Below are 15,776 nucleotides of genomic sequence, written 5' to 3' on the forward strand. Positions count from 1 at the left end.
AAAAGACCAGTCACCAAGGCACTCCCATCCTTTATGGTCACTGGTTTCTTAAAAATTTTACAATCAAGCCACTCAAAAAAAAGACAGCTTAAAATACAAATTATAAGAGGTGGAAGAGTTAACTTAGGACCAAAAAAACCGATACCCCAAACTGTTGCGGGTATCAAAGCCACAACGACCATGAACATAATTTTCGGAACAGAAACTGGACTTTTCAAATGTGGTGCCGGGGTTTGGAAAAAGCGCAGTTCTTCCATTTTATTTCCCTCCTTTCTTTGCCCGAAGAAGAATCTCAGCCTTTGCAATTTTAATGTAATGGGTTATCGGTATCCCGGCGGGACATACGTAAGAACAACTCCCACACTCAATGCAATCAAGAGCTCTTTGTTTTTTTGCTTCCTCAAAATCACCATACTCAGCATATCGAAATAAATCGGTTGGTAAGAGATACATTGGACAGTGGTCAACGCACCGTCCACAGCGTATACAGGAATACTCTTCTTTTACAATATTTTCCCTAAAAAAAACAAAGCCCGAGGTTCCCTTTACTACCGGCACTTCCAAGGTAACCTGAGCAATTCCGGTCATCGGTCCTCCCATAATAGTCTTTTCAGGAGGTACTTGAAAACCTCCACAAAAATCGACCAAATCCAATAAACGCACTCCAATTGGAACATCAAGATTTTCCGGATTATTTAAACTATTTCCAGTTAAAGTAATGATTCTTTCAATTAAAGGAATCCCCTCTTGAGCTTTTCGCCCAATTGCCCAAGCAGTTTGTACGTTGCTCACTACCACCTGAACATCAAGAGGCAAACCTCCCGGTGGTACTTCTTTTCCTAATATGGTTAAGATTAAATGTTTTTCTGAACCCTGAGGATACAAAACCGGAAGGGGGGAAACCTGCGTGGGAAGCGGGACCTTATGAATACTCCCGGTTATTTTTTCTATACAGTCTGGTTTATTTTTTTCTATACCAAATATAATTTTTTGAGCTCCACAAGCCCGAGCTAAAAGGTAAGCACCGGTCAAAATGAAATCAGTCCGTTCCATCATGACCCGGTGATCACAGGTAATAAAAGGTTCGCACTCTGCTCCGTTGATAATCAGGGTATCAATTTTCTTCCCAGAAGGAGGGCTAACCTTTACGTGTGTTGGAAAAGCCGCGCCTCCTAAACCAACAAAACCTCCTTCTCGAATCCAATTTTGAATACTTTTAGGATCCATTCTTTCTATTTCTTCTTGAAACAAAATCCCATTTATTTCATCTTCTTGCGAACCACTATTTTCTATAACTATTGCTCCAAACTTACCTCGGGTTGGGTGTGGACATTCTTCAATTCCTAAAACCTTCCCGGCAATAGGGGAATGAAGAGGCGCGGTAACAAAGGCATCGGCATCGGCAATTTTCTGACCTCTTTTGACCAGATCGCCTTTTTTCACTAATGGTTGCAGTGGAGTTCCAGTGTGTTGAAGAAGGGGAAGATACACTTTATCTGGAGAGGGAAATTTTTTAATTGGCTTTTGAGCCGTCAAATCCTTAAATGTCGGAGGATGAATGCCCCCGTGAAACAATTTTCCTATCATCTTTTCTTCCTCCATCTAAACCATAGAAAAATTTATCGATCAAATATCTTCGATTTCATCTTCAATAAACCGTGTATGAAAAATACCCCTTAAGAAATCATCATTTTGTAAAATTTTCAAATGAAAAGGAATCGTAGTCGGCACCCCTTCAACAATAAAGGAATGAAGTGCTTCTCGGGAACGACGGATTGCATGAATTCGATCAGTATCCCAAACAATTAACTTAGCAATTAAAGAATCATAAAAAGATGGAATCTCATATCCTGAATAACAATGCGAGTCAATACGAATCCCAGGTCCGTGAGGTGTTTCATAAGTTTTTATCACACCTGGTGTTGGCATAAAATTGCGAAAAGGATCCTCGGCATTTATTCTCATCTCAATAGCATGACCCCGTTGATTCAATTGATTGGTGTTTAATTGGAGTGGTTCGCCTGAGGCTAACCGAATTTGCTCCCGAAGGATATCCACACCTGATACCATCTCGGTAATTGGATGCTCAACCTGGATACGAGCATTTAACTCCATAAAATAAAACTTCTGGTCATCGGTGGTTAAAAATTCCATCGTACCACAAGTAGAATATCCTAGGGCAACTGCCGCCTTAATTGCTGCATTACATATTTTTTCCCTTAAACTATCATTTAAAAAAGGAGATGGAGCTTCTTCTAATATTTTTTGCCTACGCCGTTGTAAGGAACACTCTCTTTCCCCCAAATGAATAGTTTTTCCAAATCGATCAGCTAAAATTTGGACTTCGATATGTCGAGCATTATCCAGTATTTTTTCAATATAAATTTCTTCATTCCCAAAGGCCATTTTCGCTTCCCGACGGGCACTATTGAATGCTTCTTCTAAATTCTTTTCATTCTCAACCACTCGGATACCTCTCCCACCTCCTCCCAAACAGGCTTTCAACATAAATGGAAAACCTATTTCACTGGCGATTTTTTTGGCTTCTGGTAAAGTATTCACCACCTCCAGGGAACCAGGGACTACCGGCACGCCCGAATCATGAATTATTTTTTTAGCTAAGAGTTTATTCTTCATTTTTTGTAAAACATCTACACTAGGTCCGATAAAAGCGATCCCATTTTCCTGTAATTTTTGAACAAAAAGAACATTTTCGGATAGGAAGCCATAGCCTGGATGAACTGCATCGGCTTTGGTGAGGTGGCAAGCCTTCAAAATTTTATCAATATTAAGATAGGATTCAGCTGGGGAGTTTCCACCTAGCGCGACTTTTTGATCAACATCTCGGAGATGGATAAGATTTCGATCAATATCAGAAAAGACCCCAACTGTTTTAATATCCATTTCACGACAAGCTCGGACAATCCTCAGCGCAATTTCCCCGCGGTTCGCAATCAATACTTTCTGAAACAAAAAAATCACCTCGTATCCAACTGTATCATATAGTTTATTTAGAGATGATAATTACCTTATAAAAATCGATTTAAAGCTGTACTCCCTCTTCGGGATAAAGTATGCATTCCTTTTCATCTTTTTTTACCGGATATATGGCTAAGCCCAATAATCCCACTTTTCCATAATACATCATAATCACAAGAAGAAACTTGCTCAAACTAAATAATGTTGGTGTTATTCCGGTTGACAATCCAACCGTCCCAAAAGCCGAAAAAACTTCAAAAATAATTCGAGTAGGATTATCATGCTGATAACTCATTATAATAATGGATACTATCGCAACTAATAAAAAAGGAAGTATTGTTTGGGCAATTGCCCGGTAAATGGTTTCGTTTGGGATCCGGCGATGGAAGTATTCAACTCGGTTTTTTTCTTGAGCCACACCTTTTACCACACCTAATAGCAAAGCAAAAGTAGTGGTCTTAATCCCACCCCCGGTTCCCCCTGGAGATGCTCCAATAAACATAAGAAAGATAATAATAAATAAAGAAATAGAACGCATCGAATCGATTGGAACCGTATTAAATCCCGCCGTTCGTGGAGTTACCGCCTGAAAAAAACTTGTTAGCACTTTATAACCGGGACTCAGCATTCCAATAGTATTCGGATTATCCCACTCAAAAAGCAGAATGAGTAAAGTTCCAGCCAACAACAAAAGAATAGTGACTCGGATCACTACCTTACTATGAAGTGTTATGACTCGACGTTTGGTAATGATTTCTTTGAGAACCATAAAACCCAATCCGCCCAAGATGATCAAAAAACATAAAGTTATATTAACCAAAGGGTTTTGAACAAAATCTTCAAAATTATTTGAAAATATTGAAAATCCAGCATTACAAAAAGCCGAAACACTATGAAATATTGACGCAAATATTGCCTTGGGTAAAGGATATCGACCGATAAAACTGATTAATAAGAAAAAGGCTCCCAAGGCTTCAAAGGTAAAGGTATATTTTAATACATTGAGCGTAAACCGTACGACTCCACCAGGAGTTTCCAGGCTAAAAGTTTCCTTTAAAGCAAGACGGTCACGATATTCAATCCGTCGACCGAGACCAATGGCAATTAGAGTCGTGAGGGTCATGTATCCCAAACCACCACATTGAATAAGAACCAAAATAACAATTTGACCCCAAAAGGAAAAAAATGTTGCGGTATCGACCACGGTCAAACCAGTCACACAGATGGCAGATGTTGAGGTAAAAACAGCATCAATAAAAGTCAGGTCTTTCCCCGGGGCAGTCATAGCAGGCAGCATAAGGATCAATGAACCAAGAAGAATAACGGTTATATATCCCAATAAAATAATTTGAGCAGGTTTAAACATTATATGCCGCTCATGATTGATCGAACCAAAGACTGATGTACTTTTTCTAGTATCCCGAATAACCAACATAATTCAAGTATGATTTATCTTTTTTTAAATATTCTTTATCTTCTAAGAAACCGAGTTTGAACCAAAGATGTATTTATTTCAATACAATCTTGACTATTTTATCACATAACTTGCGCAGGATTAAATCGTAGTGTAGTATTATAAACATGGAAAATAGTGAGTTTGATGGAAAAATTATTCACATTTATGATTCCAAAATAATCCGTTTATTAAAAAAGCTCGGTTATTTAGTGATTATCATTTTCCTCGGAATATACCTGCTTACTGGGATTTATGTAGTTGGCCCTGATGAAGTTGGGATGGTTAAACTTTTTGGTGAATTCGTCCGGCAGGTTCCTCCAGGTATTCATTATCATATTCCCTATCCTTTTGAAACTATCATTAAACCGAAAATTACTGAGGTCCGCCGTGTGGAAATTGGATTTAGAACCCTCAGTACCGATCCTATTCCCCGATATCAACTCATTCCTGAAGAATCATTGATGCTAACCGGAGATGAAAATATTGTCGACTGCCAATATACAGTACAATACCGAATTAGCGATCCTTACCTATTTCTCTTCCGAGTGAAAGATGTCGATGCTGCCGTAAAAAAAGCGGCCGAATCAGCTCTTCGGGAAATTGTCGGGAAAAAACAAATTGATGAGGTCCTCACTTCAGGAAAAAGTGAAATCCAAGAAGAAACCAGAGTTCTTATTCAGTCCATTTTAGATCGATATGAAGCCGGAGTTCAGATTATTGCCGCTCAACTTCAGGACGTTCAACCTCCAGAAGCAGTGGTTTCAGCTTTTAAAGATGTTGCCAGCGCTCGGGAAGACAAAGTTCGTTTTGTTAATGAGGCCGAAGGATACCGTAGTGAAGTTATTCCCAACGCTCGTGGACAAGCTGAGCAAATTATCAAAGAAGCTGAAGCTTGGCAAGAAAAAGTTGTGAAAGAAGCCGAAGGAGACACGGCCCGTTTCCTCCAAGTTCTCCAAGAATATAGCCTGAATAAAGAAGTCACTCGAACCCGCCTTTATCTCGAAACCATCCAGAAGGCGCTTCCTCTGGTTCAAAAATATCTGATCGATAGTTCCACGGCTTCCCAAGATATTCTAAAGTTACTTCCCTTAACTGGAAAGGATGGTTCAGCCGTTGTCTATTAATAAGTCGTTCTGGAAAAAAATGGTTTTGATTATCATCATTCTGATTCTTATTTCAATTACCAAACCCTGGTTTACTCTTGACGAAACCGAACAAGGAGTCATTCTCCAGTTTGGTAAGCCGATTGCAGTGGTGCAAAAAAGCGGATTTCATCTGAAACTACCCTATCCTTTACAGGTTATTTACGTTTTTGATAAACGTATTCTTGATTATGATTCACCTCCGGAAGAAGTCATTACTGAAGACAAAAAAACTCTGGTGATAGATAATTATGTTCGATGGCGCATTATCGATCCTCTCCGCTTTCTACAAACTGTGGTGAGTGAAACCGGTGCAATGGTTCGAATAGATGATATTATCTATTCGGAGTTAAGAGCTGAAATTGGCCGCATTCCTCTCTTCGATTTAATTTCAATAAAACGTCGTCAGGTTATGGATACGGTTACTGTCAATTCTAACCGAAAAGCGAATGCTTTTGGGATAGAAATTATCGATGTAGGAATTAAAAGAGCCGACCTTCCCAAACAAAATGAAGAAGCAGTTTTCCAAAGAATGAAAACTGAAAGAGAAAGACAGGCGAAACAATACCGTTCCGAAGGCCAGGAAGAGGCTATCAAATTACGGGCGGAAACCGATAAGGAGAAAACTCTGATAATTGCCGAAGCGGAAAAGCAATCGAAAATTATTCGTGGCCAAGGGGAAGCTAAAGCTTTACGAATTTATGCCGAAGCCTTCAAACAGGATCCAGAATTCTATACCTTTCAAAAAACCTTAGAAACCTATGAAAAAACTTTCAACAATAAAGACGTTTTGATCCTGACACCGGATACTGAATTTCTCCACTACTTATTTAAAATCAATCAAGAAATTGAAAAATGAACTTTAAAAAAACCGGTGGGAGTAATTCCCACCGGTTAACCAAAAGGATTTACTGCTCGGTCAGTTGGTCAATGATTTTCTGAACTAAAGGTAAGTAAGTAAAAGCTGGGCCTCCACCCATGGCCACTCCAACTTGAGCTGCTTCTAAGATTTCTTCAGTACTGGCACCAGCCTTTATCGCTGCTCGAGTGTGTAACCAGATACAATTTTCACAGTGAATAGCCAATCCAATTCCTAAGGCAATTAGCTCTTTGGTTTTAATATTGAGACTTCCATCAGCCATAGCTTGATGGTAAAAACCATTAAAACCTTCCAAGGTTTTTGGTGAAACATCTTTTAATCTTTTCAAACCATTTCGATATTCTTGAAAAAAATCATTTCCTGATGAACTCATGCAACCTACTCCTTCTTTTTGTCAACATAATCAAGCCAATCGATATAAGCTGCTTCTTCTCCTCGAATCACTCTAAAAAATATCTCTTGTAATTGCCGGGTCACTGGTCCTGGCTTTCCATCACCAATTGGTCTTCCGTCAACCTCAACAATGGGAGTAATTTCTGCTGCCGTCCCAGTAAAAAATGCTTCATCAGCCAGATAAAGGTCATCTCGAGTACAGTGAGTTTCTCTGACATCATATTCTAAATCGAGTGCCAAACGAATAACTGTATCTCGGGTTATCCCTAGTAATATTGAATAAGGATGGGGCGTATATAACACTCCTTTTTTAACCATGAAAATATTCTCACCGCTTCCTTCTGAAACAAATCCGTGCATATCCAAAAGGATAGCTTCGTCATAACCCAATTCTTTAGCTTCGGTTTTTGCTAATGCTGAATTGAGATAGTTGGCGCTGGTTTTTGCTCGGGGAGAACTGGCATTCATTGAATTACGAGTATAGGATGAAATTTTAGCTCGAATTCCATGTTTTAAACCTTTTTCTCCCATATAGGCACCCCATCGCCAAACCGCTATTGCTGAAATGACTTCACAACTGGTTGGATCAACCCCCATCTCACCATAACCACGGAAGACCAAAGGCCTTATATAGCATTCTTCTACTTGATTCCTTCGGATAGTTTCAAGCGTTGCTTGGTACAATTCTTTTTGACTATAAGGGATACACATTTTAATAATTCTTGCCGAATCAAATAACCTTTGAATATGATCTCCTAGCCGAAACACTGCTGATCCCTGAATGGTTTTATAGCAACGGATTCCTTCAAACACCGACGTTCCGTAATGAAGGGCATGGGTTAATACATGGGTTGTCGCGTCCTTCCAATCAACAATTTTTCCATTCAACCAAATCGAAGATAATTCCTGCATTCAAACCACCCCGTAATTCTATTAATTATATTTTATTCAGAGTATAACACTCTTTTCAGTAAAATGAGCTATTCTCATCCGCATCCTATAAAAAAATAACCCAATTTCGTGAAAAACATTGCAAACTCGTCAAAAACGAATACAATAAAAGAAGATGCGGGGGTGATAGCGACGTATTGGGATGAATATTATGAATTAATGCCACGTCATAATCTTGAAAAAATTCAATTAAATCGTTTGAAAAAAGTTTTAATTCGTGCTTATCATAATCTTCCCTATTATCGACAAAAAATTGATCAAGCCGGTATTGATATTAATGATGTTCAATCACTTTATGACCTTCAACGCCTTCCTTTCACGACTAAACAGGATTTAAGGAATGTTTACCCGTTTGGAGCTATTGCTGAACCTTTAAAAAATATTGTTCGGATCCATTCTTCATCAGGTACCACCGGAACAGCAACGGTGGTTGGGTACACCCGTAATGATATTGAAATCTGGTCTCAACTATTAGCTCGTACCCTTTGTGGATGTGGCATAACCGAACAGGACACTATTCAAGTGGCTTTCGGATATGGTTTATTTACCGGAGGGTTAGGAGTCCATTACGGAGCAGAAAAATTAGGTGCCACTGTCGTACCCATGTCCAGTGGGAACACTCTTCGTCAAATTCAAATATTAAAAGATTTCCAGATTTCGGCTTTGTGTTGTACTCCTTCTTATGCTCTTTATCTTTCAGAAACAGCCAAAGAAAACCAAATTGATTGGTCGCAAACTGCCTTTCGCTTGGGAATATTTGGCGCCGAACCTTGGTCTGAAGAGATGAGAATAGAAATTGAAAAAAAACTTCCCATTCGAGCCTTTGACATTTATGGATTAAGCGAGGTTATTGGCCCGGGAGTTGCATTCGAATGTGAATTTCATCAAGGTCTTCATATTTCTGAAGATTGTTTTATACCTGAAATAGTTGATATTCAAACTGGGAAGCCCTTACCCCCCGGCGAAACTGGTGAACTGGTTTTCACCACTTTAACCAAAGAAGGAACACCGGTAATCCGATATCGAACTGGTGATATTTCTTCTCTTAAGTATGGTGAATGTCAATGCGGCCGAACCATGGCAAGAATGGAACGGGTCACATCACGAACCGATGACATGCTCATTATCCGTGGAGTAAATGTTTACCCCTCACAAATCGAAAGCGTCATCCTGAGTTTTGATGGAATTGAACCCTATTATCAAATTCTGATTAGTAGGGAAAATTTCTTAGACAAAGTCGAAGTTGAGGTTGAGGTATCTTCAGAAATATTTTCTGATGAAATTAAAGTTCTTGAAAACCTCAGAAATAAAATTGAAGAGAAAATTAAAGCCGAGCTGAATCTTTCCTGTTCGATAAAACTTATTAAGCCCAAAAGCATTACTCGTTCTGAGGGTAAAGCAAAGCGGGTCATCGACCTGCGGAAAAAAGAGGGATTCTCATGAAACAAATATCGGTTTTTTTAGAAAATAAGCCAGGAAGTCTTCACGCGGTTTTAGCCAAGCTGAAAGAATGGAATGTTAATCTCCGCGCCCTATCGCTGGCTGATACTGCTGACTTTGGAGTACTCCGGTTTATCGTTGAAAAACCAGAGCAACTGGTTGAGCAGCTTCGCAAAGAAAATTTTACTGCCACTCTCACCGAAATATTGGTAGTTGGTGTAGATGATCGACCGGGAGGACTTTCTCAAATCGTTGAAGTACTCACCCTAAATCATATCTCCATCGAATATCTCTATGCTTTTGTTTCTCCCAAGGGCCAAAAAGCCTACGTGGTTATGAGAGTTGAAGATGTCCCACGTGCCTCTCATATTTTGCGAGAAGCAAAGGCATCCTTACTTGATGAAATTACCATATAAAAAAGCTTTTTAAAAAGTTTCTTACCAGAAACCAGGGGATAGTATTAAAACTATCAACCAGTGACCGATTCATTACTCTGTCACTGGTTGATTAATAACATCATAATGTTTTCAGCAATAGTCATTCCACCATTGGATTTTCCTTCCCAAACTTTTTGGCTAAAATTTTCGGCTGCTTTTTGATAGTCTTGAAGATTCAAAAGAGTATTTTTAAGAACCTGGGCTAACTGAGATGGTGTATCTCCTCCTGGAATTAGTGCTTCCCGAAGGAGAAGTTTTTGTCGGTTTTCAATAAAATCCCGATTGACTTGAATGGCATTTTCTTGCCAAGGTTCAATAGAGGGAATTCCCAAAAAAGCTGCCTGTTCAATAGCTGTACCAGCAAAACCAACGACTAAAGCTGATTGAGAAAGATGCTGAAAATAATCACCTTGACTCCAAGATATAAAAAAATGATGATTTTTCAAAAGTGATGCCAATAAAAATTGTATTTCTTGAGTATCAACACCCGGTGAAAAAACTATATGGATCTCATAGTCTTTTAGGTATTGATGATTCACCTCTTTAAAAGCTACGAAAAAAAACTGTAGATTATTCTTCCAATCCTTTCGACTTCCCGGCAAAAAAACGATTTTTCTTCTATTCTCTTCCTTTTTTTTAATATCTGGTCCCAAAAATCCTAAATATTTTGCAGTAATGCCCAGCTGAAGAAACCATTGCTCCGTTAGCCGGTCTCGAGTATAAACCTGTCGGCAACCATATCGGAAGAGATGCCGAGTCAATCGACCCAGTCGCTCCAAAGGTTGATTACTTCTTTTTAACAACCAGGTATGGGCACAAGCCACCATATATAATTCTTTTTGTAAAAATAACTGGTTCAATAAAGGTGGAATAAAATCACCGATACCAATGACCGCGTCAATTTTGTTTTTAATTTTTTTCAACTCGCGCAAAATAAATCCGCTATTGGGTATAACTCCGCGAAAGCAATCTTCAATGAATCTTTTCGATTTTTGCCAAGCAGAACCCAAGTATACTCCTCCATTTGGCAATGAAAAAGGGGGAGTAATAATTGACACTTGATCGGGATATTGCGACTGGCATTGATAAAATTGTGCCCCTTTCCCGATAAGAGGAATAACCAAAAAAGTGCTTGGAATTTTATATACTTTGGTAAATTGAACCAGTTTTTCTAATAAAATTGAGGCAAATGAATCTTCCCCGTATCCGTTGCTGAGAAGCAATAATGTTTTTGGTGACATTGACCATTTAACCTTAATTAATATATTTTTATAAATTCTTAAAAAAGATCATCTAAACTTAAAAAGCAGCTGTTTATAAATTGACCACTACTTTAATTGATTCAGCCTTATGTTCATGGGCAAAGAGCAATGCTTCCTGAGCTTTTTCCAATGGAAAACGATGGGTAATTAATGATTTTAAATTCACTCGTCCCGAATTAAGCAAATCAACACCTCCGGGATAGGCATTTGCATACCGGAAAATTCCGAGAACATCCAGTTCTTTATCAATGGTTTTAATGATATTAAAATTAAATTCTGCTTGGGAAGGAAGACCTATTAAAACGACTTTCCCTCCTCTTTTAGCAACTTCAACGGTCATTTGAGTTGTAGCAACACTTCCTGCGGTTTCAAACACCACATGGACTCCTTTATTGCCGGTGAGGTCTTTTACTGTTTTCACAACATCTTCTTTTTGGGGATTAATAGTATAGAATGCTCCCAATTCTTTTGCTTTTTGTAGTCTCATATCAACAACATCAACAGCTATTACTTTTGTTAGCCCCCTGGCTAAAAGAGCTTCAATAGTCACCAAGCCGATAGTGCCACTTCCTAAAACTAATGCGGTTTGTCCCGGTTCAACTCTTGCTCTTCGGGTAGCGTACATACCGACCGAGAGGGGTTCAACCAGAGCTGCTTCTTCAAAAGAAACCTGGTCAGCAATTGGGTAAGTAAAACAAGCAGGGTGAGCAACATATTCGCAAAATGAACCATCAATGGGAGGTGTTGCCCAAAAAATTACATCGGGACAAAGATTATAACGGCCGACACGACAATTTTCACATTTACCGCAGGGAATTCCTGGCTCCATAGTCACTCGATCCCCGGGCTTTAAATCTTTGACTCCAGCACCAATTTCAACAACTTCACCAGAACACTCATGACCTAATATAAAGGGAGGCTCAACAATATAGTCCCCAATCCGACCTTCAATAAAATAATGGATGTCTGAACCACAAACTCCAACGCTTTTAATCCGAACTAAAACTTCATCCTCTTTTGGTACAGGAACGGGAAGATTTTCAATTTCTACTTTTCTTATTCCTTTCATCACTGCAGCTTTCATTTGTTGAGACATAATTAGTACCTCCTTTTTTGTTTATTATTTTGATTAATAATTAAATAAGGTTTCTAAATGTCTTTTAAAACCCGGTAGGCTCTCTATATCACCACCCGGACAATTTTCAGAATAACGAAGAATTCCATTCTTATCGATCATGAAAACTGCCCATTCCGCTAAGTCATTCTTCCCTTTTACCCCAAAGGCACGAATGGTATCACCGCTAACATCGCTATATAGCGGGTAAGCCAGTTCCAATCTATTGGAAAATTCTTTCTGTACATAAATACTATCAATACTTACGGCAAGAAATATTCCACCAAGCTGATGAATTGATTCCGATAGGCGATTATAATCAACTAAAGCCTTCTGAGCAATAGGACTTGCAATTGAATCAAAAAAAAGAAGAACTGCAGCTGTTCCTTTTACAACCGAAGAAAGATTTATTATCTCTAATTGAGCATCATAAAGAAAACCTTCTGGAAAGGGACTCTTTAAACGAGGTTTGGTTTGTGAGAAAAAACCAATAACTTCCTTCATAAAAACTGGTAAATCATTGGGTCCTTGAGCGGTAAGAATGTTCCCATCAACCACAGTATGAAAATCGACATATTCACCGCCAGCATTCACAATATCATCACGAATTGCTCGATTCCCGGTAATCCTTTTTCCTCGAATAATATCTGCGGAAATCAAAACACTTGGCCCATGACAGAGCGCTCCAATAAGTTTTCCCTGTTGAAAAGTTTCTTTTACTAAATTGATAATTGCCGGATAACGTCGAAGATAGTCGGGGGCAAAGCCTCCTGGAATAATTATTCCATCAAAATCTCGAGATGTTATTGAGGAAGCGGTTACTTCAGGTTTAGCTGGAAAACCATTTCTTCCGGAATACAAATCGGAAGATCCTGTCCCTACCAACTTGGTCTCTACCCCCTCTTCTTTGAGCCGAAGCAAAGGGTACCAGAGTTCCAATTCTTGGTATAAATTCTCAATAAAAATCATTATCCTCCGATTATTCAACTGGCTTAATCTCCTTCATGGTTCAATATTAATATTATTTCCCAAGTTCTTTTTTTATTCCCAGCAAAATAGCGTAATGTTTTTTCTCCTCTTGGATAACTTTCTTAAGCCATTCTTTTTTAGATTCTGGGACCATAATTTCCATACTTTCATAAAATTTCACACTTTCCTTTTCTACTTCCATGCCAACTTCAAGTGCCTTTTCTATGCTGCTATCACCTTGAGTCAGGTCAAGACCTTGGAGTATTTTTCCAAGAACTCCATTCTCAATCAATGACCCAAGGTAATTACTGGTTTCATCCATAGTATCGGGAACAAAATCAATTTGCGTGTTTAAGTCATCTTTGGTTTTTTGAAAATATTCTAAATGCTTTTTTTCTTCTTCACCTAAAAAAATAAATATTTCTCTTGATTTTTGATCAGAAGTTTTTTTAGAGAGGTTTTCATAAAAGGCTATTCCTCTTCTTTCTAACTCAACAGCCATTTCTAATACCTCATCCGCAGAAAATCGCATGGCCATAAATATCACCCTTTCATAATCTTTCTTTTTAATTGTAACATGAAAACGGTTTTATTCAGTACTTAGGAAAAGCATTGTTATAAAATCTTATATTTCTTTCAACTAAAGCCATATACTATACAACCGCACATGGTGGTCATGAAAATATTATCTTTCTCATTTTGTTTATCTCCTACCAAGGGAAAATAACCGAGTGGGGAGGGAGAGTTAAAATTCGATGAAAAGATGAAACACATTAAACTCCTTATTACTCTGATCCAATTGCTCCTTTTCCCTTGGTAGGAGAAGGTTTGGATGATGGTGAATCAACAATAAATTTTTATTTCGATTTATGTTATGATTAAGCAAAAATCGAAAGGAAATACCATATGGGAACCATCAAAAAACCAAATCCAGTCAAATTTTTTATTGCTGTCCTTTTTGAAAACATCTCAGTTCTTGAAAGGATTATTCCTCAGTTAGAAAAAGAATTTGGTCTGATCCAGTGGAAAAGCCCCATTATTGATTTTACTCACACCAATTACTATCAAGAAATTGGTGAGAAGCTAAAAAGAATTTTTCTGGTCTTTCAGGAACTTTTTGATCCAGAGGATTTAGCCAATCGTAAAATATTAACCAATCAGCTTGAGTCTCAAACCGGAGATACCCAAATAACCAGAAGAATCAATCTTGATCCTGGTTATTTTGATGGGGGTAAAATCGTCTTAGCTACCACCAAAAACTTCTCACATCGAGTATATATAGGAAAGGGAATCTATGCTGAAGCAACCATCCGATGGGAAAAAGGTGATTTTCGACCTTTCGAATACACCTATCCCGACTATGCCAGCAAAGAATACCGTCCCTCCCTCATCCAGATCCGCAGTCTCTATAGGGAAGATTTGTCTCGAGCTCAAACCAACGAGGTAGTTTAAAGATCTCTTCCAAATATTTGGCAATAATAAGGACTGTTTTTAAGAAGTTCCTGATGAGTTCCAATATCCCGTATCTCTCCGTCCTTGATCAAAACAATTCGATCTAAATCTTTAACCATTCTTAAAGAATGAGCAATCAGAATGACGATTTTGTCCTTTCCAATGTGGTTGTGAATAGTGTCTAAAATATAATCTTCAGATTCCGGATCAAGGCTGGAAGTTGCTTCATCTAAAACCAGGATAGGTGGATTTTTTAAGAGAGCCCGAGCAATAGCTATTCGTTGTTTTTGTCCGCCCGAAAGTCTCTTTCCCATATCACCCAGGTCAGTGTCGTAACTGTTTTCTAAATGGATAATAAACTCGTGGGCGTGTGCTCGTTGAGCTGCCTCAATAACTTCATCCATAGAAGCATTCAAGTTTCCATAGAGAATATTCTCTCGAACTGTTCCACCTAAAACCAATGAATCTTGAAGAACCACGCCTATTTGTTGACGAAGAGATGCTATTTTAATTTTTCGAATATCAATTCCATCAACTTCAATACTTCCTTGATCGGGGTCATAAAACCGAAGAAGAAGATTTATGAGGGTGGTTTTCCCTGCACCACTTGGACCAACAATCCCAATCTTTTCTCCTTGGGCAATATGGAGGGAAAAATTTTTTAATATTATTTCTCCTCCATAAGAAAAATAGATATCTTTTAATGTGATTCCCCGGGCAACACTTTGAATAGATACCGATTCGCTGAGGTCTTGAATTCGGGGAGCAGTATCAAGAATTTCAAAAATTCTTTCAGCCGATGCTAAGCTTTGTTGTAAGGCTTGAATACCATTGGAAATGTGAGAAAGAGGAGCAGCTGCTGTGGCAATATACCCCAAAAAAGCAATCAAACCTCCGGGAGTTAGTTTTCCAAATACGACTTCTCGTCCTCCAAACCAAATCATTATGGTTAAACCGACCGATGATACCAACTCAACTAAAGGGGTTAAAAGGGCTTTTGCTTTGGCTTGTTTCATAGCCAAATAAAAATTCAGTTCATTCTCTTTTTCGAATTTTTCCACCTCATAATGGCCACTGACATAGGATTGAATTATTTTAATACCCGAAACCGTTCTTTCAATGAGTTGGGTTAAGACTGCAGTTTTCGACTGTAAAAGATGTGAGGCACCTCGAATTTTTTTACCCAAATAATCTATACTCAATCCTACCAAGGGTAAAACCACAATTGAAAGAGTGGTGAGTTTCCAGTTAATGTAAAAACATACTCCTATGGAACCAATCAGAATGAGAAGGTCCATAAA

General features: G+C 38.5%; 16 protein-coding genes. 5 read left to right on the forward strand and 11 right to left on the reverse strand.

The window, feature by feature from the left end; translation table 11 throughout:
* The 4 genes from PLK24_RS02710 to PLK24_RS02725 form a co-directional block, all read right to left on the reverse strand.
* Window positions 1-257, reverse strand: a 257-nt coding sequence (locus PLK24_RS02710) for an RnfABCDGE type electron transport complex subunit D (protein ID WP_324476227.1), incomplete at its 3' end; no start/stop codon positions are given.
* A 1-nt stretch (window position 258) separates the two neighbouring features.
* Window positions 259-1,587 carry an electron transport complex subunit RsxC gene (gene rsxC / locus PLK24_RS02715; protein WP_324476228.1) on the reverse strand — a complete coding sequence of 443 codons (1,329 nt, stop codon included), beginning with the start codon at window positions 1,585-1,587 and terminating at the stop codon, window positions 259-261.
* A 39-nt stretch (window positions 1,588-1,626) separates the two neighbouring features.
* On the reverse strand, window positions 1,627-2,973 hold the full coding sequence (locus tag PLK24_RS02720) for an acetyl-CoA carboxylase biotin carboxylase subunit (RefSeq protein WP_324476229.1): 1,347 nt from the start codon (window positions 2,971-2,973) through the stop codon (window positions 1,627-1,629).
* Between the two features lie 70 nt (window positions 2,974-3,043).
* The gene (locus tag PLK24_RS02725) at window positions 3,044-4,345 is read right to left on the reverse strand and encodes a TrkH family potassium uptake protein (RefSeq protein WP_324476230.1); all 1,302 of its coding nucleotides are present in this window, start codon (window positions 4,343-4,345) and stop codon (window positions 3,044-3,046) included.
* A 215-nt stretch (window positions 4,346-4,560) separates the two neighbouring features.
* Between PLK24_RS02725 and hflK the strand changes: the two genes are divergently transcribed.
* Both hflK and hflC read left to right on the forward strand, forming a co-directional pair.
* A complete protein-coding gene (hflK, locus tag PLK24_RS02730) occupies window positions 4,561-5,559 on the forward strand; it encodes an FtsH protease activity modulator HflK (protein ID WP_324476231.1) in 999 nt (332 codons plus the stop codon).
* Window positions 5,549-6,436, forward strand: coding sequence for a protease modulator HflC (gene hflC, locus PLK24_RS02735; RefSeq protein ID WP_324476232.1), 888 nt, complete (start codon window positions 5,549-5,551; stop codon window positions 6,434-6,436). Before hflK ends, hflC begins: the two co-directional genes overlap by 11 nt.
* Before the next feature lie 49 nt (window positions 6,437-6,485).
* On the opposite strand, the gene PLK24_RS02740 is transcribed toward hflC, so the two are convergent.
* Together PLK24_RS02740 and ilvE are read right to left on the reverse strand one after the other, a co-directional pair.
* Window positions 6,486-6,830, reverse strand: a complete 345-nt coding sequence (locus PLK24_RS02740) for a carboxymuconolactone decarboxylase family protein (RefSeq protein WP_324476233.1) — start codon at window positions 6,828-6,830, stop codon at window positions 6,486-6,488.
* Between the two features lie 5 nt (window positions 6,831-6,835).
* On the reverse strand, window positions 6,836-7,762 hold the full coding sequence (gene ilvE / locus PLK24_RS02745; protein WP_324476234.1) for a branched-chain-amino-acid transaminase: 927 nt from the start codon (window positions 7,760-7,762) through the stop codon (window positions 6,836-6,838).
* A gap of 198 nt (window positions 7,763-7,960) precedes the next feature.
* Between ilvE and PLK24_RS02750 the strand changes: the two genes are divergently transcribed.
* Window positions 7,961-9,244: a phenylacetate--CoA ligase family protein gene (locus PLK24_RS02750; RefSeq protein ID WP_349770643.1), complete on the forward strand. Its 1,284-nt coding sequence runs from the start codon at window positions 7,961-7,963 to the stop codon at window positions 9,242-9,244.
* Window positions 9,241-9,657, forward strand: coding sequence for an ACT domain-containing protein (locus PLK24_RS02755; protein ID WP_324476236.1), 417 nt, complete (start codon window positions 9,241-9,243; stop codon window positions 9,655-9,657). Before PLK24_RS02750 ends, PLK24_RS02755 begins: the two co-directional genes overlap by 4 nt.
* An 80-nt stretch (window positions 9,658-9,737) precedes the next feature.
* Here the strand turns inward: PLK24_RS02755 and PLK24_RS02760 are convergent, their stop codons facing one another.
* The 4 genes from PLK24_RS02760 to PLK24_RS02775 all read right to left on the reverse strand — a co-directional run bounded on the left by PLK24_RS02760 (window position 9,738) and on the right by PLK24_RS02775 (window position 13,555).
* The gene (locus PLK24_RS02760; protein WP_324476237.1) at window positions 9,738-10,919 is read right to left on the reverse strand and encodes a glycosyltransferase family protein; all 1,182 of its coding nucleotides are present in this window, start codon (window positions 10,917-10,919) and stop codon (window positions 9,738-9,740) included.
* A 73-nt stretch (window positions 10,920-10,992) separates the two neighbouring features.
* Window positions 10,993-12,036, reverse strand: a complete 1,044-nt coding sequence (locus PLK24_RS02765) for an NAD(P)-dependent alcohol dehydrogenase (RefSeq protein WP_324476238.1) — start codon at window positions 12,034-12,036, stop codon at window positions 10,993-10,995.
* A gap of 33 nt (window positions 12,037-12,069) precedes the next feature.
* Window positions 12,070-13,023 (reverse strand): DJ-1/PfpI/YhbO family deglycase/protease, encoded by a 954-nt coding sequence (locus PLK24_RS02770; protein ID WP_324476239.1) that lies wholly within the window; start codon window positions 13,021-13,023, stop codon window positions 12,070-12,072.
* Window positions 13,024-13,075: 52 nt separating this feature from the next.
* Window positions 13,076-13,555: a ferritin family protein gene (locus PLK24_RS02775; protein ID WP_324476240.1), complete on the reverse strand. Its 480-nt coding sequence runs from the start codon at window positions 13,553-13,555 to the stop codon at window positions 13,076-13,078.
* Window positions 13,556-13,929: 374 nt separating this feature from the next.
* On the opposite strand from PLK24_RS02775, the gene PLK24_RS02780 reads away from it, so the two are divergent.
* Window positions 13,930-14,475 (forward strand): DUF4416 family protein, encoded by a 546-nt coding sequence (locus PLK24_RS02780; protein ID WP_324476241.1) that lies wholly within the window; start codon window positions 13,930-13,932, stop codon window positions 14,473-14,475.
* On the opposite strand, the gene PLK24_RS02785 is transcribed toward PLK24_RS02780, so the two are convergent.
* On the reverse strand, window positions 14,472-15,776 hold a 1,305-nt coding region (locus PLK24_RS02785), incomplete at its 5' end, for an ABC transporter ATP-binding protein (protein ID WP_324476242.1). The genes PLK24_RS02780 and PLK24_RS02785 overlap by 4 nt on opposite strands.

Origin of the sequence: Atribacter sp., assembly GCF_035418125.1 — a bacterium.
In the GTDB taxonomy this organism is placed as follows: domain Bacteria; phylum Atribacterota; class Atribacteria; order Atribacterales; family Atribacteraceae; genus Atribacter; species Atribacter allofermentans.